The following is a 21,873-nucleotide window of genomic DNA, read 5'->3' as shown; positions in this document are numbered from 1 at the left end:
CGAGATGAACGCGGAACGCGCTGAAGTGGCTGTCACCTATCACGAGCCAGTGATGACACGTGAGGTGCTCGACGTCCTCGCTCCAGGGGGCGAGCGGCTCTACATGGACGGTACCGTCGGCGGTGGAGGTCACACCAAGGCGATTCTCGAAGCGTGTGATTCTTGTCGGGTGCTCGGGGTGGATCGCGATCCCCAGGCTCTTGCTGAGGCCCGTGAGACGCTGGCCCCGTATCGCGACCGCGTTCGCTTCATTCAGACTCGGTTCGATCGCGGCCCCGAGGACATTGAAGCAAAGGTAGAGGGCCTAGACGGTGTCCTTCTCGACCTCGGTGTGTCATCCCACCAGCTCGATGAAGACGGTCGCGGCTTCGCCTTCCGGCGCGGTTTGGCACTGGATATGCGAATGGACTCCGCAGAGGGGCCCGATGCGACGCGTTTCTTAGCCGAGGCCGAGGAAGTCGAACTCGCCCGAGTGTTCTGGGAATACGGCGAAGAGCCGAAGTCTCGGAGGCTCGCCCGTGAGATCGTGAAGCGCCGTGCCACAGTGCCTCTCCAAACGAGTGACGATCTGGTTGCGGCACTGTCTGTAGCTCTCGGGAAGTCGCCGACGCAGAGGGACAAGGCGCGGATCTTCCAGGCCGTCCGAATCGCAGTGAACGCAGAAATGGAGTCGCTCGAGCGCGGGTTGCCCGCGTTCAGGGAGGCGTTGAAGGAGGGTGGGGTTTTGGTAGTGATCGCCTATCACTCGCTCGAGGATCGCATGGTGAAGCATGCGTTCCGTGAGTGGAGCAAGTCCTGCGTGTGCCCACCGGAACTTCCGCTGTGCATCTGCCGGGGCGTCCCTTTGGGTGAGACCCTCACCCGTAAGCCGATCTATCCCGGTGACGCTGAGATCGAGCGGAACCCACGTGCCCGAAGTGCTCGCCTGCGCGCGTGGCGGAGGGCTGCCTAATGGACCTGGGCCGATTAGCTCTCGCCTTTGTGATGCTCGTTGGGGCGCTCGGCATGGTTACGTGGCGGCACAGCCGCAGCCTCGAATCTCTGGCTGCGCTCGACGACGTCCGTCGTCAGACCTCGGTCGCGCTCGCTGAACGGGTCGAGATCGAGCGGGAGATCCAAGTGCTGGTCAGTCGGCAGCGTGTTGTTCCCGAGGCGCGTGCGCGCCTGGGCATGCACATGCCGGAACGAGAAGAGCTCGTTCTCCTACAGGGCTGGGTGATCTCATGACTCTGCCTCGCGATATGCATCGTCCGCATGCGTGGCGCCGGAAGGCGCTGCTCGGATTCTGGCTCCTGGCCGCCGGCGTGATCTGCGCCCGAGCCATCCAGGTCCAGGCGGTACAGTCGGGTGAGTGGAGTGCCCTTGCTGAAGCACAACATCAGAGCGACCAGCGGGTCGTCGCCGCGCGCGGGAGCGTGCTGGATCGTGACGGGACGCCGCTGGCGGTCTCGCGTGAGCGCTTCAGCATCGCGATTGCGATGGAGCAGATCACAGATCTCGACCTCGTACGCATGAAGTTGGTCGATGTTCTCGGCCTGTCCGCGTCAAGAGTTGCTCAACTCCTGGATGGAAGCCGGGATTGGCGCCCAATACCTGGCACGTTTCCGCCCACGGTCCGTGAAGAGATGGCGGGTGTTAGGGGTGTGCACGTGACCCGTGAAATGCAGCGCTACCACCCGCACGGTGACTTGGCTCGAGGTGTGGTCGGTGTTGTCCTGGATCATGAGGGTCGCAGTGGCATCGAAAACGCATTCGAGGAATTGCTCCGTGGAACTGCCGGTCGTGAGGTCTTTGCCCACGACAACGTAGGACGCCAGATCCCCGGTGAGCGCCTGACGGTCGAGCCGCCCCGGTCGGGCGGCGAAGTCGTGCTGACCATCGATATGGATCTGCAGGAGATCGCTCGTCAGGCCTTAGAATACGCGATCGAGAGTTCCGAGGCCCGAGGCGGCGACGTGGTTGTTACGGACCCTCACACTGGCGAGATCCTCGCCCTGGTGTCGATTCGTGACGGTCAGACCGCACGCCTGTCCGCGATCAACACTCCATACGAGCCGGGATCGACGCTCAAGCCGTTTACCGTTGCGGGCCTGTTGGACAACGGCTTGATCTCGCTCCGCGATACGATCGACGGAGAGAACGGTCACTGGCGGATCAACGGTCGTCAATTGAACGACGTGAGTCCCCGTGGACTCATGACGATCTCGGATGCGCTGCGCGTTTCGTCCAACATCGGGATCGCCAAAGCTGTCATGCCTATGGAGCCCGGCCAGCAATACGAAAACCTCCGAGACTTCGGCTTTGGTGGACTGACTGGCCTCGGGTTGGGTGAGGTCGCCGGCACGCTACGGCGCCCGGATGGTTGGTCTAGCCAGTCTCAGGTATCGCTGGCCATCGGGTATGAAATCGGCGTAACGCCACTCCAGATGGCGATGGCGTACGGTGCGTTGGCCAATGGTGGCAAGCTGATGCAGCCGCGCCTCGTCAAAGAGGTCCGGAACGCCTCAGGCAGCGTCACGGAGACGTACCGTCCTCAAGTGATTCGCCAGGTCGTATCGCCCCGAACCGCATCGTCCGTCGCGCGGGTGCTCGAAGACGTTGTCGAGGACGGCAGCGGGACTCTCGCACAGATCGGGACTTTCCGTGTGGCGGGAAAGAGCGGCACAACGCGCCTGTACGAGCCAGGCGTTGGGTATGAAGAGGGCGCGTACTGGTCGTCGTTCGTCGGTTTCTTCCCGGTCGAAGACCCGCAGTTGGTCATTTTTGTGAAGTTGGAACGCCCACAGGGTGCCTACTACGGCGGTGCGATCGCTGCTCCGGTGACACGTGCCACCATGGAGGCCGCACTCGCATCAAGGGCAACGCCCCTCGACCGCGGCGCGCTTCTTAGTTCGGTGCAGGGCCCGGTTGTCGCTCCGATCCGTACGGTGGCCCAGTTCGCTTCACAACCCATCGATCCGCCGTTGCCTCCGGTAGACGCAACGCCGCTGTCGATGTCCGGCTTTGATGGTGTCCCCGCGTTGGGGAACGGAGTGCCGCTTCCGGACGTTGCCGGGCTCCCCTCGAGAATCGCTGTCCGGCGCCTCCACGCGCTGGGCCTGAGAGTGTCACGCTCCGGATCGGGAGAGATCCTGAGCACCCAGCCGCTCGCGGGCACCCGGGTGATCCCGGGTGACACGATCCGGCTGCAGGTCAAGCGACGGTCTGATGATTGAGTCCCGTGGTTCAGTTGATTCGGTAGGCGATGTCCTCCGGGCGGCCGGTCTCCTACGGGAGGCACGCGGCCCGGGGGACGTCGCCGTTATGGGGGTTTGCCAGGACAGCCGTGAGGCAGAGCCGGGGGACGTTTTCTTCGCGTGGAAGGGCGTCGGCATGGACGCGCACAATTTCGTCGGTCAGGCGGCTGACAGGGGTGCCGTGGCTGCCGTGGTCGAGCGCTTTGTGAACGTCGACATGCCGCAGCTGCTCGTCGAAGACGGCCGCCGTGCGGCCGCAATCGGGGCCAGCGCGATCATGGGCTCGCCGTCCAACGACATGTTCATGGTGGGTGTGACCGGTACGAACGGGAAGAGCACCACCGCAATGCTGGTTCGTCACCTTCTCCAGCAGCGCGGGCAGGCGGCGGCGATCGGAACTCTGGGGTTGGTGGACGACTCGGGCGTTCGTCCCGGTACTGAGGCATTGACCACACCCGGACCCGTCCAAGTGGCGGTATGGCTGTGGCAGCTGGCTGATGGTGGCATGGAGGCGGTCGTGATAGAAGCCTCGTCCCACGCGTTGGAGCAGCATCGGCTCGACGGCACGCACTTCGATGTGGGCGTCTTCACCAACCTGACGCAGGACCACCTCGACTACCACAAGAACATTGCCGGCTACTTCGGGGCGAAGGCTCGCCTCGTTGAACTCGTCGCTCCCAACGGAACGCTCGTTGTGAACGGTGACGACCCTGCATGGGCAGCACTCGACACGCGTGGCCGGTCGGTGACGACCTACGCTGTGGATGCCCACGCGGATGTCCGCGCCGAGAAGGTGCGCTTGAGTGCCGATGGCTCCTCTTTCGATCTGGTTGTGAATGGAGCAACGCGTGAGGTCGCGCTCCCGCTCCTGGGTCGGTACAACGTTGAGAACGCGCTGGCGGCCGCCGCGGTCGGTGCCGAGTATGGCCTCGATATCGACCAACTCGCAGCCGGCCTCTCGACGGTGCCGCAGGTTTCTGGCCGACTCGAAGCCGTCGTCACGAGCCCGTTCTCCGTGCTGATCGATTTTGCGCACACTGCAGATGCATTGGACGGGGTGCTCGCCGCGGTCCGTCCGCTGGCCTCCGGCCGACTCATCGTCGTGTTCGGCGCTGGCGGAGACCGTGACGCCGGTAAGCGGCGCCCCATGGCCGAAGCCGTTGCTCGCTTCGCGGACGTCATCGTCCTCACCTCAGACAACCCGCGTACTGAGGACCCAGAGCGAATTCTGGATGACCTCGCAGAGGGACTCGAGAACCACGACTACTCACGTATCGTGGATCGGAGAGAAGCGATTCGTCATGCGCTTGATGCGGCTGAAAACGGTGACACCGTCGTCCTCGCGGGGAAGGGGCATGAGACGTATCAGGTGCTGGGGACGGAGAAGCGTCCGTTCGACGAGCGATTGATCGTTCATGAGTGCCTTTCGGAGCTCGGGGTCGCATGAGCTCGTTTACGTGGAGTGACGGCTCAGTGCGTGAGGCGCTCGGGATGCGAGCGGACCTGGCCGATGTGAGCAGCACATTTTCGGGCGTGTCCACGGATTCGCGTGCGGTTCAACAGGGCGACCTGTATGTCGCGCTCGTCGGAGAACACTTCGACGGGCACGACTTCGTCGCCGACGCGTTCGCCAAGGGTGCACGGGGTGCCGTTGTGTCTCGGCAGGTCGTGACGGAGCCGAACCAAACACTGTATCCGGTGGACGACACGCTCGTCGCGCTTGGTGCACTCGCCTCTCGTCGCCGTGACGCGCTTGAAGTGCCTGTGGTGGCGATCACTGGGTCGTCTGGGAAGACGACGACCAAGGACCTTACGCGAGCCGCGTTGGGAAGCGCCCGTCGTGTCCACGCGACCGAAGGCAACTTCAACAACCGGATCGGCATGCCGCTCACGTTGTTGGCTACTCCGGACGAGGCCGACGTGGTCGTGCTCGAACTGGGCACGAACGAACCCGGAGAAATTCGGACGCTCGCGGCGATCGCTAGGCCCGATTTGGCCGTCGTCACGACCGTGGGCGAGAGCCACCTCGAGAAGCTCGGTTCGATGGATGGTGTGCTTCAGGAGAAGCTAGATCTCCTGCGCGCGGTCGCCGCCGGTGGGAGTTGCGTGGTTGGAGACGAGCCAACGATCCTCGCGGACCGTGCCAGGACGATCTGCTCCGACGCACGTGTCGCGGGCTGGAGCGAACGAGCCGATGACGGACTGCGCCCGGAAAGCGTCGAAGCCGATGTGTCCGGTGGATATCGCTTCCGCTGGCGTGGACAGGCCGTGACGCTCTCATTGCCGGGCCGCCACTCGGTTGCGAATGCGATGATTGCCCTCGCGATCGCTGACCTGCTTGGTGTCTCGCCTAGTGATGCGGCCCAGGGCCTAGCTACCGCCGCGCCGGGAGCCATGCGGGGTGAGGTTCGTAGCGTGGGTGATATCACCCTGATCATCGACTGCTACAACGCGAATCCACAGAGTGTCCGCGCGGCACTCGAACTACTCGAGAGCCATGCGCCGGCCACGAGCCGGGTCGCCGTTTTGGGCACCATGCTCGAGCTCGGGGATCATGCGGCAGCGCTGCACGAGGAAGTCCTGCGAGACGCGCTGGCGACGGGTGTGGACCTGATCGTTGCCACGGGGTTGTTCTCGGAAGCCGTCGACGCCGTGGGCGTCAGCGCAGACCGGGTGCTGTGTGCAGACGACTGGCGCGCCGCCTATCCGGAGCTGCGTTCACGCCTGGGCGGTGGAGAAGTCGTGCTACTCAAGGCGTCCCGCGGCGTGGCGATGGAAGGGATCCTACCGCTCTTTGAGGACGATTTCGGCACCACGGACCTAGTCGGCGTGGTGGAGGCCTGATGTTCTATCACTTCCTGCCTGGCCTGACCGATATCCACACAGTCTTCAACATCTTCGGATACATCACGTTCCGGGCCGCTGGAGCTGTGGTCACATCGCTCCTTATGGCCTTTGTGTTCGGCCCTTGGGTCATTCGACGCCTGGAAAGGGCAGGCGTGGGCCAAGTGGTACGGGAGGTGGGCCCAGAGACACATCTGCTGAAGGCCGGTACGCCTACAATGGGCGGACTCATCATCATCTTCGCCGCGGTTGTGTCGACGCTCCTTTGGGCGGAACTCACGAATCCGTACACGGTGATCGCGCTGATCTCTCTGTTGTGGATGGGCGCGATCGGATTCTTGGACGACTACCTCAAGGTTGTGCAGGGCCAGACACGGGGCCTAATCGCCAAGTACAAGATGGTCGGCCAGTGGACCTTCGGACTCGCATTGGGGGCGTTCCTCGTCTTCAATCCGATTTCTCCGCACCCGTCCACAGCAACAGCGGTTCCGTTCTTCGCGGACCTGCAGGCCATGTTCACACCGCTGGCTTTCGTACTGTTCGCTGGATTTATCGTGTCGGGCTCGTCCAACGCAGTGAACTTGACCGACGGCCTAGATGGCCTAGCCGCAGGACTCACAGCGATTTCTGCCGTGACCTTCGGCATCTTCGCCTACATCGCCGGCCGCGTGGATACCTCGAGTTACCTCGGGTTCTTCCATCTGCCCGGCGCAGGAGAGCTGACGATCTTCGCGGTCGCGTTGGCTGGAGCGGCGATCGGGTTCCTGTGGTATAACGCCCACCCGGCGGAAGTCTTCATGGGTGACACCGGGTCGCTCGCCCTGGGCGGCGCGATCGGAGTCATGGCCATCCTTCTTAAGGCTGAGTTCCTCCTCGTGTTCGTGGGCGGCGTGTTCGTCCTCGAAACGGTGTCGGTCATCATCCAGACCGGTTGGTTCAGGTACACGCGCGCCCGGACGGGTGAAGGGCAGCGCGTCTTCAGGATGGCCCCAATCCACCACCACTTCGAGAAGCTCGGTTGGCCCGAGACGAAGGTGGTGGTCCGGTTTTGGATCCTCGGAATCCTCTTCGCGATGCTCGCTTTGAGCACCCTAAAGATACGGTGAGCGAATATGCCGCGCATATGCGATGTGGAGACCGGTAGTGAGCGGTTTGAGCGGAGCGAAAGTGGAAATCATCGGCCTCGGAGCCAGTGGCGTCGCCGCGGCTCGGTTGGCCCTCAAAAAGGAAGGAGACGTCTATGTCTCGGATTTGCGTACTAAACCCGCGGTTGCAGCTCGTGGAGCCGACCTCAGAGCAGAGGGAGCCCGCGTCGAATTGGGAAAGCACGACGTCGAACGCATGGCGCGAGCCGACCTCGTCGTGGTCAGTCCAGGAATCCCGCCGCATGCTCCGGTGCTTACAGCGCTCAGAGACCGTGGCACGCGCTGGATCTCCGAGCCCGAGTTCGCCGTTCGGTTCTTCTCGGGTTCACTGATCGCGGTTACTGGGACCAATGGAAAAACAACGACGACCCTACTCGTGGGCCACTTGCTCGAAGCGGCGGGAATCCGTGCGGCTGTGGGCGGTAACGTGGGCGGCGGACTCGCCCCTGCGGCGTCGGAACTTGCCCTCCTTCCGGTATCCCCGGAATGGTACGTGCTCGAAATGAGTTCTTTCCAACTCGCGGATGTGGACACGTTCCGACCGGATATCGGCGTGATCACGAACCTCTCGCCAGATCACTTGGATCGGTACGAGAGCTTGGAGGCTTACTACGCCGACAAGGCGAGGCTTCTCGATCAGGCGGCTCCTGACAGCAAGTGGGTGCTTCCGTGTGGTGATGGGGATGTTGCGGACCTCGTCGGAGACGCCGAGGGTCACCGATTCTACTTCGGAGGCGATGACCTCACGGACACACACGCTTACGTGTCTGAGGGTCGCTTGATGCTCCGTTTGGGTGGAAGCGACGACGCGTTGATTGGGGCCACAGACCTCCCGTTGCTCGGCACTCACAATCTGAACAATGCGCTGGCCGCGTCGCTCACGGCGTCCTTGGCGGGCGCTTCTGTGAGTGGGATTAGGTCTGGGCTGGAATCCGCTCGCTCGCTGCCGCACCGGCTCGAGCCTGTAGCGGAGCAGGGTGGCGTGTTGTGGGTCAATGATTCCAAGGCGACGAACGTCGCGGCTGCCCGTAGCGCGCTTCTTAGCTTGGACCGTCCCATCGTTCTTTTGGCCGGCGGAACAGACAAAGGTGAGGACTTCACCGGACTCGTGCCTGAGGGCGCTGACATGCGAGCGGTGATCAGCTATGGGGCCGCAGGGCCGCGTATCGCTTTTGAGGTGGAGGGTTCCGACCTCGTGGAGGGCGACTTCAGGGGTGTGCTCGAGGCTGCACGCGGAGCGGCGCAGCCTGGTGACGTCATTCTGCTGTCCCCAGCCTGCTCCAGTTTCGACATGTTCGAGAGCTACGAAGACCGTGGTCGACGTTTCTCAGAATTTGCGCGGGAGAACGTATGACCGCCCGCCCCATGGACATCGCCCCGGCTCGTCCGGTGCGCCTGCCCGACTCCGGTCTGGGCAGTGGCTGGGAAGGTCGGGCGATTCTGGGGCTCACGCTTCTGCTTCTCTCACTCGGCCTCGTGACGCTCTACAGTGCATCGTCTGTGCTGGCCATGCGGCAGGGAAGTCCCGACACCTACTACGTGCTTCGCCAGGCCGCCGGCGCGGTTGGGGGTCTGGCTGCGATGATCGGCTGTGCGCTCACGCCATACAAAAGGTGGGAGCGTTGGTCCTGGCCGTTACTCTGGGTCAGCGTCGTGACGCTCGTTCTAATCATCCTGCCTGGAACTGAGGCCATTGCTCCTGAGATCAACGGGGCTCGCCGTTGGCTCCAGATTGGGATCACGATTCAGCCGTCCGACTTCGCGAAGATCTCGGTCATCGTGTGGACCGCTGCTATGGCAGTGAAGAAGGCGCCTCACTTCGATTCGTTGAGGAATGGCCTCGGCCCGTTCTTCGTCGTGTGGAGCCTGGTGCTCATCCCGATCGCGCTCGAGCCGGATCTTTCGACTGCGGTCCTGATTGGCATTCTCGGTGTGATGGTGGTCTTCGCTGCCGGCGCCCGGATCGCCCACTTCGTCTTTCTCGGTCTCTTGGTCGTACCGGTCTTCCTGAATCAACTCGCAGTTGGCTTCCGACAGGACCGTATCGATGCGTACCTGAACCCCGCCTTGGATCCTGCAGGCGCGGGCTTCCAGCTGCGCCAGTCGCTCGTGGCGCTCGGGTCCGGTGGCCTCACCGGCGTGGGCTTCGGAGAGGGGCGCCAGAAGTTCGGCTTTCTCCCGGAGGCCCATAACGACTTCATCTTTGCCATGGTCGGGGAGGAGTGGGGGCTCCTAGGTGTGGTCCTCCTGCTCTCGATCTATATGGCGATCGTCCTGGTCGGTTTCCGCATCGCGAGCCGTGCTCCTGACATGTTCGGCGAACTGCTGGCCGTTGGGTTCACGACCTTGATCGCGCTCCAAGCCGTCTTGCACATGGCGGTTGGCCTCGGGTTGGTCCCGACTACGGGCTTGGCTCTGCCCCTTCTCTCGTATGGGCGTTCCAATCTTGTGGTCACATTGGTCTCGCTCGGAATCCTGATGTCGGTCGCTCGGGCTGCACCAAGTGGAAGGGCGGCCCGTGCATGAGCGCCGTGTGGTCGTCTTCTCCGGCGGCGGGACTGGCGGGCATCTCTACCCCGCCTTGGCAATCGCTGACGCGGTTCGTGAGCAATACCCGGAAGTCGATGCGTTCTTCGTCGGTGCTACGAGGGGTATCGAATCCCGGATCCTTCCTGACCGTGGCGAGCAGCACGTGCTGCTCCCTGTGCAGGGGATCGACCGTACGCGCCCCTGGTCCAGCTGGCGGGCCGTCCCGCGTCTCCTCCGATCGCTGCAGTCCGTGGTCGAACTCTTCCACCGCCTTCGCCCGGAGGTTGTCGTGGTGACAGGCGGATATGCAGGTGCACCGGCCGGCCTCGTGGCTGGGTTGATGGGAATCCCATTGGTGCTTCAGGAACAGAACTCGGTACCCGGGATCTCCACTCGTGCGCTGAGCCGCTGGGCGGACACCATCCACATCGCGTTCCCCGAAGCCCGCGAGCTTCTTCCGCGCTCTGTACGAAACCGTGTGCTGGTGAGTGGAAATCCGGTTCGACCGGTCTCCCCACGCGCCCGGACCGACGCGCGTGATGTCTTTGATCTGCCGGCCGGTGCCTTCGTTGTTCTTGTCACCGGTGGAAGCCAAGGCTCACTCGCGCTCAACCGGATCGTCGCCGATATGATCGCGCTGCGAAGTGTCGGACCTCTCGAGGCACAGGCTGGAATCAGACTGCTCTGGTCGACGGGCACGAAACACTTCGAGGGTATTTCAGAGATGATGTCGGAGGATGACACGAGTTGGGTGACCGCAGTCCCGTACATCGAAGACATGCCGTCGGCGCTCGCTGCAGCAGATCTCGCGGTGAGCCGCTCCGGGGCGATGACGACCGCCGAGTTCCTGAATCAAGGACTGCCGGCGCTGCTCATCCCGCTCCCGTCGGCCGCTGCGAACCACCAGGCCCACAACGCTGAAGCACTGGCCGAGGCCGGTGCGGCGATTGTGATGCCTGAGCATTCAATCACGCCGGAGGCCCTTTGGGCCGAAGTTCGCAAGCTCGCCACGGACGCTGTGGCCTTAGAGGGGATGCGAGCAGCGGCAGGGTCCCGTGCCCGCCCCGAGGCGTCAGGTCAGATCGCCGCCCAGGTCGGCACGTTCATCGGCTCAGGCGGGAGGGCTTCATGACCGGCATCGAGTTGGATCTGCGTTCGCTCTCGAGCCAGGGCCCAGTTCATTTCATGGGTGTCGGTGGCTCGGGCATGTGTGCGTTGGCCGAGCTGATTGTTCGGCATGGTGGACAGGTGTCCGGCTGCGACTCCAAGGACACTCAGACGGTTCGCGACCTCGAGAGGCACGGTGTCGTGTTGTCGATCGGCCACGATGCCGAGCACCTCGGCGAAGCGGTCGCTCTGATCGTGACGGCGGCTGTTCCGGTGGACCATCCTGAACTCCTGCGCGCGCACGAGCGTGGCATTCCCGTGCTCAAGCGAGCGCAAGCACTGGGTGCGGTTGTGAACGGTGGTCACGTGGTCGCGATCGCCGGAACTCATGGCAAAACTACGACCACGGCCATGGCCACCGAGGTGATCGCAGCCGGTGGCCTGAATCCGACCGGATTCGTCGGTGGGCGCGTCGAAGGTTGGGACGGCAACCTCCGCCTCGGCTCGGATGAACTCTTCGTTGTCGAGGCGGACGAATACGATCGTTCCTTTCACACGCTGACCCCCGACGTCGCGGTTGTTACGAATCTCGAAGCCGACCACCTCGATGTGTACGGTGATCTGCGCGGGGTTCGTGAGGGCTTCCTGACGTTCCTGGCTGGCGTGAGGGGCGGTGGACGAATCGTGGCCTGTGCGGATGACCACGGCGCATCGTCTCTACTGCCCTTCGTGGGTACGGCCGGGTATTCGTACGGCACTTCTGCGGGATCGATGCTGCGCGCGACTGATGTGCGCATCACCGAAAGCCACACCTACTGCACCGTGGTCGAAGAAGGCGTGGTCATCGGGGAAATGGCATTGGTGCTGGGTGGCCTCCATAACCTGCGGAATGCTCTGGCTGCGGCTGCGGCTGCGCGGGCGTGCGGTGTGGAATGGGACGCGATTCTAGCGGCCCTCAAAGCATTCCGAGGCGTCGGTCGTCGCTTCGAACGGCTCGGTGAAACGCACGGTGTGATCGTGATCGACGACTACGCGCATCATCCGACGGAGATCCAGGCCACACTACGAGCGGCTCGCTCGATGTTCCCGGATCGTCGCCTCGTTGCAGCGTTCCAGCCGCATTTGTTCTCCCGGACCAGGGACTTCGCCTCCGACTTCGGTGCGGCTCTCTCCGCGGCCGATGTCACCTGGGTGACCGACATCTTCCCGGCACGGGAGCTGCCTATTCCAGGAATCACGGGACACACGATCGTGGAGGCGGTCGAGGCCTTCGGTCAGAACCAAGTGCACTACGTCGAGGCACTCGCGGATCTCCCTGAAGCGCTGGCAGACGATCTGGATGAGGGCGACGTCCTGGTCACGATCGGCGCTGGATCGATTGAAAGTGTGGGTGCACGTGTTCTCGAACTTTTGGGAGCCCGTGTCCATGCGTAGAGAAGTGAAGATTCTGGCCGTGACCGGCATGCTCGGGACCGGCCTAGCGTGGGGTGACCGTGTCCCCGTCGCTCTGCGCACCATGGAGACTTTTCGTGTAACCGATGTCGAGATGGTCGGATTGCACTACCTCTCACGAGAGGCCGCTATCGAAGTGATGGGGATCACTGCCGAGACCTCGGTGTGGGGAGATACCGACGCGTGGGCTGAGTCGCTCCGCGAGCATCCGCTCGTGAAGGGAGTGGTCGTAGCGCGACGAATTCCGAATGGCTTACTGGTTCAGGTTACGGAACGCGTGCCGGTTGCACTGATCGCGACACCGCTGCTGGAGCCGGTCGACGTGGATGGGATCAGGCTCCCAATCGACCCCAGTGATTACCGGCTCGATCTGCCACTGGTGGAGACGACCCAACAGCCAGCGCACGGCTCGCTACTCCTCCCGGAAGACCTTCGCACGATCGTGGCCGAAGTCGGGCGACTCATGACCGTGGACACCGCGTTCCTTCACATGGTGTCCGAGGTCCGGCCCGGAGAACGCGAGTCTTTGGTGGCCCGATGGGCTGACCCCGAAGTGGACTTTCTGCTGGGGTACGGCCTTCCACAGGCTCGGCTCCGTGAGGGACTCATCGCGCTGGCGGACGCCATCGCTCGTGCTCCGGGCGAGATGCCCATTGAGATCGACTTGAGATTCGCGGACCAGGTTGTGGTCCGGAACACTGCTGGGAACTGACAACTATGCGCTCAAACCTCATTTGTGGCCTCGACATCGGGACGACCAAGACGTGTGCGGTCATCGGCGAGATCGTTGGCGATCCTCGTCGGCCCGGTCTGACCATCCTCGGGGTCGGCCAAGCCCGTACAGGCGGTCTCCGCGGCGACAGGGTCACGAACATCGAAGAGATGACCGAGTCGGTGCGGAAGTGCATCCAGGAAGCCGAACTGATGGCCGGTGCTTCGGTAGATCGTGTTTATGCCGGTATTGGTGGGGACCACATTCGAGCCACGAACTCCATGGGTGTCGTGGCCGTGCCCGAAGAAGACGTCACGCTGGACGATGTGAAGCGCTGCCACATCGTGGCCCGGGCGGTAGCGCTCCCGCCCGACCGCGAAATGTTACACGCGATCCCTCAGGAGTACCTGGTAGACCACCAGCGAGGTATCAAGGACCCACTCGGTATGGCAGGGGTGCGGCTCGAGGCCGAGGTCTTCCTCGTGACGGCGGCGATTACCGCGTCCGCCAACATCCGCAAAGCTGTGAATCGGGCAGGGTACCGCGTTCAGGAGCTAGTACTGGAGCCTCTCGCAGGTGCCAGAGCGGTTCTAACAGAAGACGAAAAAGAAGTCGGCGTCGCCATGGTCGAGATCGGTGCTTCGACCACTGACGTTGCGGCTTACTATGAAGGCAAGGTCCAGCACGTCGCGATTCTGCCCTTCGGTGGGAACACGTTGACGCAAGACTTGGTCCGCGGACTCTCAGTCCCGTATGCAGAGGCACAGAAGGCCAAAGAGCACTATGGGACTGCGTTCGCTCAGTTGGTCGATCCTCGGGAGACCGTCGAAATGCCCGGACCTTCACCGGGACAGATGCGGGCCGTGGCCCGCGAGCTCATCGCACACATCGTCGAGCAGAGGCTGGACGAAATGTTCGGGCTCGTCCAAGGCGAACTCCAGGACAACGACCTACTCGACAAGCTGGGGGCCGGAGTGGTGCTCACGGGTGGCACAGTCGCCATGCCAGGCATCATGGAGTTGGCCCAACAGATTTTTGCCTCTCCGGTACGCCTCGGCGTGCCGGGTGAGGGGCTTGCAGGACTCGCCGACTCCGTCGCGCGTCCGCGCTTCTCGGTTGCGGCTGGGCTCGCACTCTGGGGAGCTGACCGATTTGCCGAAACCGGCCGTGGTGCCTCGACTGTTACGTCGGGGATGTTCACCAAGCTCGGCACTTGGCTCAAGGAGTTTTTCTAGTGGGTGCCGCTAGGGCCGGCACCCGTCACGCTTTTTTATTCCAACACTCCGCTAGGGAGGAGACATGATGATCTTCGAGTTTGAGGACACACCGAGCCAGAACGCCAAGATGAAGGTGATCGGGGTCGGCGGCGCAGGCGGGAATGCCGTAAACCGCATGATCGACGAGGACCTGGAGGGCGTCGAGTTCATTTCCATGAACACTGACGGCCAGGCGCTCAAAGCCTCACGTGCGCAGGTAACTCTGCAAATCGGGAAGAAGCTCACCCGTGGTTTGGGTGCAGGTGCGCGGCCGGAAGTCGGTCGGCAGGCGCTCGCCGAGAGTGAAGAGGACGTGCGTCGAGCGCTGGATGGCGCGGACCTCGTGTTCGTGACCGCCGGAATGGGTGGTGGTACGGGAACCGGTGCCGCTCCGATGGTCGCGGAGATCGCGCGGGACATGGGAGCGCTCACGATCGGAGTCGTGACGAAGCCGTTTTCGTTCGAGGGCCGGAAGCGTGAGCGCCAGGCGAACCAAGGCTTAGCCGAGCTCCGCCGCTGCGTCGACACCATGATCGTCGTTCCGAACGATCGTCTCATGGCCGTCGTCCCCAAGGGCACCTCGTTCCGCAATGCGCTCAAGAAGGCGGATGAAGTCCTGTTGAACGCAACGCAGGGCATCAGTGACCTGATCCGCGTGACCGGTGAGATCAACGTCGACTTCGCTGACGTGCGCACGATCATGTCGTCCAGAGGCCCAGCGCTCATGGGTTCTGGCTTCGGTGAGGGCGACAACCGCGCCCAAGAGGCCGCTCAGGAAGCCATATCCTCGCCGCTACTCGACGACGTGTCGATTACGGGGGCACGAGGAGTTCTCATCAACATCACTGGAGGCCTGGATCTCGCGATTGACGAGGTCACGCTGATTTCCTCCATTATCCAGGAAGAAGCGGGTGACGAGGCCGAGATCATCTTTGGCGCTGTGCACGACCCGGAACTCGAAGGCAAGATCCGCGTGACGGTGATTGCCACGGGCTTCGATTCTGCGGTAGACGAGAAGATCATTCCGGGCAACTTCCGGGGTACTCGTCCGCAGTCACAGGCAGCCGCCGCTCCGGTTCAGAATCCGGTGCTCGAAATGCCGCAGTTCCAGGAGCAGAAGCGGGTTGCAGTGGGTGGCGGTCGTGATGAGGAAGTTCTTCCGCTGAGCAGATTTCCAGAGCGGACCGTGTCTCGCGATCAGCTCGTTGAGCTGGACATTCCGACGTTCATCCGTCGCCAAATGGACTGACCGGATTCCCTAGCCCGGTTATGTTCTGAGGCGATGGACCGCCCGGCGGAGACGTCCGCCGGGCGGTTGTAGCGTCTTTATTTGATGAAGTCGGAAGCGCAGAGCAGGGGATAACTGATTCAGTGAGCATCCGTCACGCGACATTGAAGCGTCTCGTGATCGCGGCGATCGCCGTGGTCACGTCGTCGTGTACGGTAGATAGTGCCCCTGATGTGGGCATGATCGATCCGGTTTATGCCGAGCCTGCCGAGGACATCAGGATCTTGGCGTTGGGCCGTGGCCAAACCATCGGACAACTGCTGGACGGCGCTGTCTCTTACAACGAACAAGCGTCGCTCCTTCTGGCCTTCCGGGAGCATGCGAGCCCTAGACGCATGCGCCCTGGGACGGAGATCACACTCCGATACCGTCCTGAGGACGAGTGGCTGAGAGGCGTTGACGTCCAGATCAACCGAGATGAGTCGGTACGCCTGACCCGAGACGAGGTTGGCTGGTCGTCAGGTCTCATCACCACACCCGTGTATGTAGATACAGTGTTCGCGTCGGGCTCGATCGAGACCGTCTTGTGGACCGCCGTTGTTGGTAATCCGGCGCTGGCCAGTATGCCTGCGGGTGACAGGAATCGGCTCATCGACCATTTGGACCGTGTCTTCCAGTGGCAGATCGACTTCTCGAGTCAGATCAGGGTCGGCGACACATACCGATTCGCGTTTGAGCGAGAGGTGCGGCCGGACGGGTCCATGCGGGCGGGGCGCCTGCTGTCGGCTGAACTGGTGAACAGTGGTGAACCCTACTACGCGGTGTGGTTCGACCCCAACGGAGACGGAGACGGGTCGTACTTCGATCTCGAGGGTAACTCGGTGCGACGTGCCTTTCTGTTGAAGCCGCTCTCGTACCGTCGTATCTCGGGTCGTTTCAGCAGCTCGCGGTTGCACCCGATTCTGAAGACTTGGCGGGCCCATCGCGGGATCGACTACGCCGCCGACGCGGGTACGCCGATTATGGCCACTTCTGACGGCGTCGTTGTGCACCGGGGACCCAAGGGCTCCTTCGGAAACACGGTTGAGATCCGTCATCCCAATGGGTTTATCACCCGATACGCACATCTGAGTAATTTCCGATCTGGAGTGAGCCTCGGTACACGGGTCCACCAGACGGATATCATCGGGTACGTAGGTATGACAGGCAGTGCGACCGGGAATCATCTCCACTACGAGATGCTTCGCGGCGGACAGCAGATGGACCCCTTGTCGGTGGATCTACCCGCGGGGGATCCGGTGCCGTCTGAAGACAGAGTGCTCTGGCTTGGCCATATGGCGACGCGGGTGGCCCTTCTCGAGTCGATTCCGGGAGCGGGGCCGGTCCGTACAGCGTCGGCCGACTCCGAGGATCCCTCGGATGACGACCACGGGGGAGCATCGCCGTTCCGACAGTGATTCAGGTTCTCTCTTTCCTCGCGCTCGCGGTTGTCGTGGCGGGCTACGCCTTTTGGGTCTATAGCCGGGCCGAGCTCCCCGTTCGCGGCAGCCGGTGGATGGCGACTGTGCGTGCCTCAGTATTGGTCCTCATTCTTGCCCTGCTTTTTGACCCCCGTCTTCCCGGCACGAATCAGCCCGGGCTTTCCCCCCATTGGGTCGTGCTGGATGCCTCGCTGAGCATGTCTGCCGGCCCACAGGGCCGAACCCCGTGGGACCTGGCTCAGGTCAGAGCGCAGCAGCTGGTAGACGATGGATGGACGCTCGTTTCACTTGGCGGTGCCGCGGACCCGACCGGAGCCGGCCCGTCGGGTTCCGAGACGCGCTTGGCGCCGGTGCTCGAACGTGCGGCCGAATCGGGAGCCCGGGATGTGATCGTGCTATCCGATCTGAGGATCGAGGACGTGCCGAGCGTACGCGCGGCCCTAGAATCCCTGCCGCTGCAGGTAGAGTTCGAAGCCATGGGCGACGCGATCTCCAATGTCGGCGTATCCTCCTTCGACGTCCCGGATGCGCCGCGTCCCGGGGAAGAGGTTGTGGCCGACGTCGAGGTGCACGGCCACGGAAACGACAGCGTGACGGTTGATGTCTTCGCCAACGGAGCGCAGGTCGGATCGGAGCGCGTGATCTTGCCGGCCCCAGGGCTTCGCCGAACGGTCCCGGTTGGGATCACAGTGCCGGGAGAAGGAGGGCGCGTTCGCTACAGTGCGCGTGTGAGCGCCAGCACGGACGACTTCCAATCCGATGACGAAGCGATCGCATACGCATCTGTTGGATACGAAGAGGACGCCCTCGTCCTGGTCTCGCTCTCGCCCAACTGGGAGCCACGGTTTTTGTTGCCGGTGCTGGAGGATGTCACGGGTCTTCCTACGCTTGGTTATCTCCGCGTGGGTCCCGATCGCTTCTTGCCGCTCGGCCGAGCGTTGGAGCGCGCCGCGCCCGTAGACTCGTCTGTAGTTGCACAGGCCGTTCGCGACGCTGAGTTGGTGGTCGTGCACGGGCTCGGAGGCTCGGAGGACCCTTGGGTGACTTCGCTGGCGCAGCGTCCGGGGCGCACCGTGATTATTCCGAACGACGCCATCGCAGCTGAACTCGTAGGCGTAAGTGCTGCTGCACCAAGGTCGGGCGAGTGGTACGCGTCAGGAGATGTACCCTCGTCGCCGCTGTCCGGTGAGTTGGCGGGAGCTTCGCTCTTGGGGCTGCCCCCCCTGAGCGACGTAATAGTCCCAGACGTTCGCTCGCGTATCAGTGCACCTTTGGAGTTGCAGTTTCGCGGGACAGGTGCTCCGGAAGCTGCCCTCCATTTGATGGACCGAGTGGACGGCCGCCGCGTTGTGATGCTCGCGTCGGGCTTTTGGCGGTGGGCCATGCGTGAGGGTGATGGACATGATGCCTATCGGCGCCTTTGGTCTGGTGTCGCGGGCTGGCTTCTGGAAGATGACGACGTCGCGCCGCCGGAACCGCGTCCGACAGCCTGGGTCTTCAACAGAGGAGACGCGGTCCGCTTCAGCGTTCCAGGGGATACCGTCGCGTACCGGGTGGTCGTGCCGGAGGCGCGTGTGGACACCGTCCTTACGGGCGGAATGACCGTGTTTGGTGAGTTTCCGCCGGGCGAGTACTCCTACCGGGTGGATGACAGCGCCGGAGACGTAGTCAGCCAGGGGCGTTTCGACGTGTCGGCTGCTACGGCGGAACTGGTGCCTCCTCCTGCGACCTTCGATTCTGTTGCAGTCATGGCCGCTTCTGCGGCACCTGGTGATGTGGGCCGTCCGTTGCGGACGTTCGCCTGGCCGTATCTGCTGATCCTGATGCTCCTGTGCGGAGAATGGGTCTTTAGGCGACGGAGTGGGCTGAGGTGACCCGGCTCTTTAAGAAGAAGCTCGAGCGCAAGAAGGGCATCTGGAAGCGCGTCGTGGATTTAGCCCTCACAGATGTGCGGGTGGCAGCGGGTGGAATCGACAACGACTCCCTTGAGAGTTTGGAAGAGCGGCTCATTGCGGCCGATTTTGGTGTTCCGGCGACGCTGCGGCTCGTCGACCGCGCGGAAGAAGCCCTCCGTCGAGGGAAGGCACGTGGCTCCTCGGGCGTGAACGCCACGCTTCGCGAAGAGATCGCGGCCATTGTGGACGGCGGTGAAGACGCCCACCTAAGAGCGGCGGAGAGCGGCCCTACGGTCTACCTCATGGTCGGGGTGAACGGAGTCGGCAAGACGACCTCGGTGGCCAAGCTGGCCAACCATCTGGTGCGAGACGGCCGCTCGGTCATGGTTGCTGCAGCGGATACCTTCCGCGCCGGTGCCGTCGAACAATTGGCTATGTGGGCTGAGCGCATTGGAGCAGACTTCCTGAGGGGTCAGCACGGTGGCGACCCCGCGGCAGTTGTTTACGATGCCCTGGAAGCGGCCGAAGCTCGCGGAACGGACGTTCTCTTGATCGACACGGCGGGCCGGCTCCACACGAATCAGGGGTTGATGAAGGAGCTCGAGAAGATCGACCGCGTCGTGCGCCGTCGGATCGAAGGTGCGCCGCACGAGACACTCATGGTGCTCGACGCGACCGTTGGGCAAAACGCGGTGCGGCAGCTCGAGGCGTTCAGAAAATGCGTGGATGTGAGTGGGATCGTGCTTGCGAAGATGGATTCGTCCGCTCGCGGAGGGATCGTGGTCGCTCTGAAGCAGGAGTTCGGAGTACCGGTCAAGCTCGTGGGGACCGGAGAAGCGTTGGAGGATCTGCACAGCTTCGATCCGGATGCCTTCGTGGAGGGAGTTTTCGGCACATGACCCGGGCGTGAGTTACTCACAGCTCGATCGGCCTGCCCAGTTCTTGAAGGGCGTAGGGCCCAAGCGTACGGATGCGCTGGCCCGGATGGGCATCGGGACGGCCCGAGATCTCTTGTACCACGTGCCGAGGCGCTACGACGACGCTTCGACGGTCACACCGATCGGACAGCTCGAGGTGGGCGCCGATGCCACGGCTGTGGGGCGCGTGCGCTCCAAAGGTGTGATTCCCACGCGAAAAGGGCTCCGTATCTTCCAGGTCGTGCTCGAGGATGCTTCCGGCATGCTCACGATTGCGTGGCCCGGTCAGCCGTGGTTAGAGCGCAAGATCAAGGAAGGGGACGTACTCCTTGTCAGTGGCCCCGTGCGGTTTTTTCACGGAAAGCAGCTGCAGCCGCGTGAATACACGCTCCTGGCTCGGGCGGGGGAGGACCCCTCGGACGAGGGGAAGATCTTCGCCAGTTACCCTGCCAGCGAAGAGGTTCCACAGTGGGTTCTCCGCCGCATCTTCGAGGCCAATCTCGATGAGCTCTTGGGGTTTGCTGACGAGGACGAATATATGGACCCGGCGGAACGGGCCGCCTCGGGCTATCTAAGCCTCGAAGAGGCGCTTACCGCGCTCCACCGGCCGACCCGACTGAGCGATGCTGAGGCGGGGCGGCGCAGACTCGCCTACGATGAGTTGTTCATGCTCCAAATCGTTCAGGCACAGGCGCGGCGGAAGGCTGCGGAGGAATCTCCGGGCATTACCCACGTCCGTACGAACATTCTCATTCGCCCCCTGCACGACACGCTGCCCTTTGCCCTCACAGAAGCCCAGGCTGCGGTTCTCCGTGAGATCACGGACGACATGTGTTCGCCCCGCCGCATGAGCCGACTGCTCCAGGGTGACGTCGGTTCTGGAAAGACAGTGGTGGCGCTCTTCGCGATGCTGCTCGCGGTGGAGGGAGGATTCCAGGCGGCGCTCATGGCACCCACGGAGATCCTTGCCGAGCAGCATGCCAGAAAACTCGGAGAGATGTTGGCGCCGCTCGGGCTCGAGACAGTGCTTCTGGCGGGCAGTCTATCGGGGGCAAAGCGGAGGAGTGCCATAGAGGCGATTCAGGCTGGAGCGTCTATCGTCATCGGGACGCACGCTTTGATTCAAGACAGCGTGTCGTTCAAGAACCTCGGCCTCGTTGTCGTTGACGAACAGCATCGGTTCGGCGTTCGGCAGCGCATGGCGCTTAGTGAACAAGAAGGGCCGCGCCCGGACACGTTGGTCATGTCGGCGACGCCGATCCCTCGTTCGCTCGCAATGGCTCTCTATGGTGACGTCGATTTGAGTGTCTTGGACGAGTTGCCCCCGGGAAGGCTGCCCGTGAAGACCGCACTCCGGATGCCGGATCGCCGAGACGGCGTGTACTCCTTCATCGACGCTCAATTGGCAGAGGGCCGTCAGGCCTACATCGTTTACCCGCTGGTGACGGAGTCCGAGAAAGTGGATCTCCTCTCCGCGACGGAAGAGTTCGAACGCCTCAGCACCGAGGTGTTCCCCGGGCGGCGCCTGGGGCTCCTTCACGGCCAGCTGAAGTCTGCCGAAAAGGACCGCGTCATGCGTGCGTTTTTGGCAGGTGAGTTGGACCTCCTTGTATCCACGACGGTGATCGAGGTTGGCATCGACGTGGGGAACGCCACGGTAATGGTGATCGAACACGCTGAGCGGTTCGGCCTTTCCCAACTCCATCAGCTGCGCGGACGTGTCGGTCGCGGTGCCGATGAGAGCCACTGCATTTTGATCGCGGAACCGGGTGAAGGCTCCATGGAGCGGCTCAAGATCTTCCGGGACACGAGTGACGGTTTTGAAGTGGCGCGGGCGGATCTCCGCATTCGGGGCCAGGGTGACCTCTTCGGAGCCCAACAGCACGGCCGGGACCCGGTACTCCTCTTCGCGGACCTACTCACGGACGAAGAGCTCCTGGTTCACGCACAACGCGATGCCCGTGCGCTTATCGAGTCGGATGCGGACTTGTCGAACCCTGATCATGCCAAGCTCAGGTCGCTGGTCGAGGCCCGGTACCGAGATCGCATCGAGATGTTTGGCGTCGGCTAG

17 protein-coding genes are annotated in these 21,873 nt (G+C 63.0%); all 17 read left to right on the top strand.

Features of this window, described 5'->3' with window-relative positions:
- Positions 1 to 4: 4 nt before the first annotated feature.
- The 17 genes from rsmH (at position 5) to recG (ending at position 21,873) form a co-directional block, all read left to right on the top strand.
- Positions 5 to 952, top strand: coding sequence for a 16S rRNA (cytosine(1402)-N(4))-methyltransferase RsmH (gene rsmH, locus P8L30_01880; GenBank protein MDG2238949.1), 948 nt, complete (start codon positions 5 to 7; stop codon positions 950 to 952).
- Positions 952 to 1,227: a hypothetical protein gene (locus P8L30_01875; GenBank protein MDG2238948.1), complete on the top strand. Its 276-nt coding sequence runs from the start codon at positions 952 to 954 to the stop codon at positions 1,225 to 1,227. The genes rsmH and P8L30_01875 overlap by 1 nt, the downstream gene beginning before the upstream one ends.
- Positions 1,224 to 3,215, top strand: a complete 1,992-nt coding sequence (locus P8L30_01870; protein ID MDG2238947.1) for a penicillin-binding transpeptidase domain-containing protein — start codon at positions 1,224 to 1,226, stop codon at positions 3,213 to 3,215. Before P8L30_01875 ends, P8L30_01870 begins: the two co-directional genes overlap by 4 nt.
- Positions 3,208 to 4,683, top strand: a complete 1,476-nt coding sequence (locus P8L30_01865; protein ID MDG2238946.1) for a UDP-N-acetylmuramoyl-L-alanyl-D-glutamate--2,6-diaminopimelate ligase — start codon at positions 3,208 to 3,210, stop codon at positions 4,681 to 4,683. Before P8L30_01870 ends, P8L30_01865 begins: the two co-directional genes overlap by 8 nt.
- A complete protein-coding gene (gene murF / locus P8L30_01860) occupies positions 4,680 to 6,080 on the top strand; it encodes a UDP-N-acetylmuramoyl-tripeptide--D-alanyl-D-alanine ligase (GenBank protein MDG2238945.1) in 1,401 nt (466 codons plus the stop codon). Before P8L30_01865 ends, murF begins: the two co-directional genes overlap by 4 nt.
- On the top strand, positions 6,080 to 7,186 hold the full coding sequence (gene mraY / locus P8L30_01855) for a phospho-N-acetylmuramoyl-pentapeptide-transferase (GenBank protein ID MDG2238944.1): 1,107 nt from the start codon (positions 6,080 to 6,082) through the stop codon (positions 7,184 to 7,186). Before murF ends, mraY begins: the two co-directional genes overlap by 1 nt.
- Positions 7,187 to 7,247: 61 nt before the next feature.
- Entirely contained in the window at positions 7,248 to 8,579 is a 1,332-nt protein-coding gene (gene murD / locus P8L30_01850; protein MDG2238943.1) for a UDP-N-acetylmuramoyl-L-alanine--D-glutamate ligase, read from the top strand.
- On the top strand, positions 8,576 to 9,751 hold the full coding sequence (locus P8L30_01845; protein MDG2238942.1) for a putative peptidoglycan glycosyltransferase FtsW: 1,176 nt from the start codon (positions 8,576 to 8,578) through the stop codon (positions 9,749 to 9,751). Before murD ends, P8L30_01845 begins: the two co-directional genes overlap by 4 nt.
- Positions 9,744 to 10,886, top strand: a complete 1,143-nt coding sequence (gene murG / locus P8L30_01840) for an undecaprenyldiphospho-muramoylpentapeptide beta-N-acetylglucosaminyltransferase (GenBank protein ID MDG2238941.1) — start codon at positions 9,744 to 9,746, stop codon at positions 10,884 to 10,886. Before P8L30_01845 ends, murG begins: the two co-directional genes overlap by 8 nt.
- Positions 10,883 to 12,295, top strand: a complete 1,413-nt coding sequence (murC, locus tag P8L30_01835; protein MDG2238940.1) for a UDP-N-acetylmuramate--L-alanine ligase — start codon at positions 10,883 to 10,885, stop codon at positions 12,293 to 12,295. Before murG ends, murC begins: the two co-directional genes overlap by 4 nt.
- Positions 12,288 to 13,025, top strand: a complete 738-nt coding sequence (locus P8L30_01830) for an FtsQ-type POTRA domain-containing protein (GenBank protein ID MDG2238939.1) — start codon at positions 12,288 to 12,290, stop codon at positions 13,023 to 13,025. The genes murC and P8L30_01830 overlap by 8 nt, the downstream gene beginning before the upstream one ends.
- A 5-nt stretch (positions 13,026 to 13,030) precedes the next feature.
- The gene (ftsA, locus tag P8L30_01825) at positions 13,031 to 14,260 is read left to right on the top strand and encodes a cell division protein FtsA (GenBank protein MDG2238938.1); all 1,230 of its coding nucleotides are present in this window, start codon (positions 13,031 to 13,033) and stop codon (positions 14,258 to 14,260) included.
- A gap of 64 nt (positions 14,261 to 14,324) precedes the next feature.
- Positions 14,325 to 15,530, top strand: a complete 1,206-nt coding sequence (gene ftsZ / locus P8L30_01820) for a cell division protein FtsZ (GenBank protein ID MDG2238937.1) — start codon at positions 14,325 to 14,327, stop codon at positions 15,528 to 15,530.
- A gap of 122 nt (positions 15,531 to 15,652) precedes the next feature.
- Positions 15,653 to 16,966, top strand: a complete 1,314-nt coding sequence (locus P8L30_01815) for a peptidoglycan DD-metalloendopeptidase family protein (GenBank protein MDG2238936.1) — start codon at positions 15,653 to 15,655, stop codon at positions 16,964 to 16,966.
- Positions 16,963 to 18,864: a hypothetical protein gene (locus P8L30_01810; GenBank protein MDG2238935.1), complete on the top strand. Its 1,902-nt coding sequence runs from the start codon at positions 16,963 to 16,965 to the stop codon at positions 18,862 to 18,864. Before P8L30_01815 ends, P8L30_01810 begins: the two co-directional genes overlap by 4 nt.
- Entirely contained in the window at positions 18,861 to 19,784 is a 924-nt protein-coding gene (gene ftsY, locus P8L30_01805; protein MDG2238934.1) for a signal recognition particle-docking protein FtsY, read from the top strand. Before P8L30_01810 ends, ftsY begins: the two co-directional genes overlap by 4 nt.
- Positions 19,785 to 19,791: 7 nt before the next feature.
- On the top strand, positions 19,792 to 21,873 hold the full coding sequence (recG, locus tag P8L30_01800) for an ATP-dependent DNA helicase RecG (GenBank protein MDG2238933.1): 2,082 nt from the start codon (positions 19,792 to 19,794) through the stop codon (positions 21,871 to 21,873).

Source organism: Longimicrobiales bacterium (assembly GCA_029245345.1).
Lineage (GTDB): Bacteria > Gemmatimonadota > Gemmatimonadetes > Longimicrobiales > Gaopeijiaceae > CALFPJ01.
Note: the sequence above shows the minus strand (reverse complement) of the source record. Positions and strands in the feature narration are given on the sequence as shown.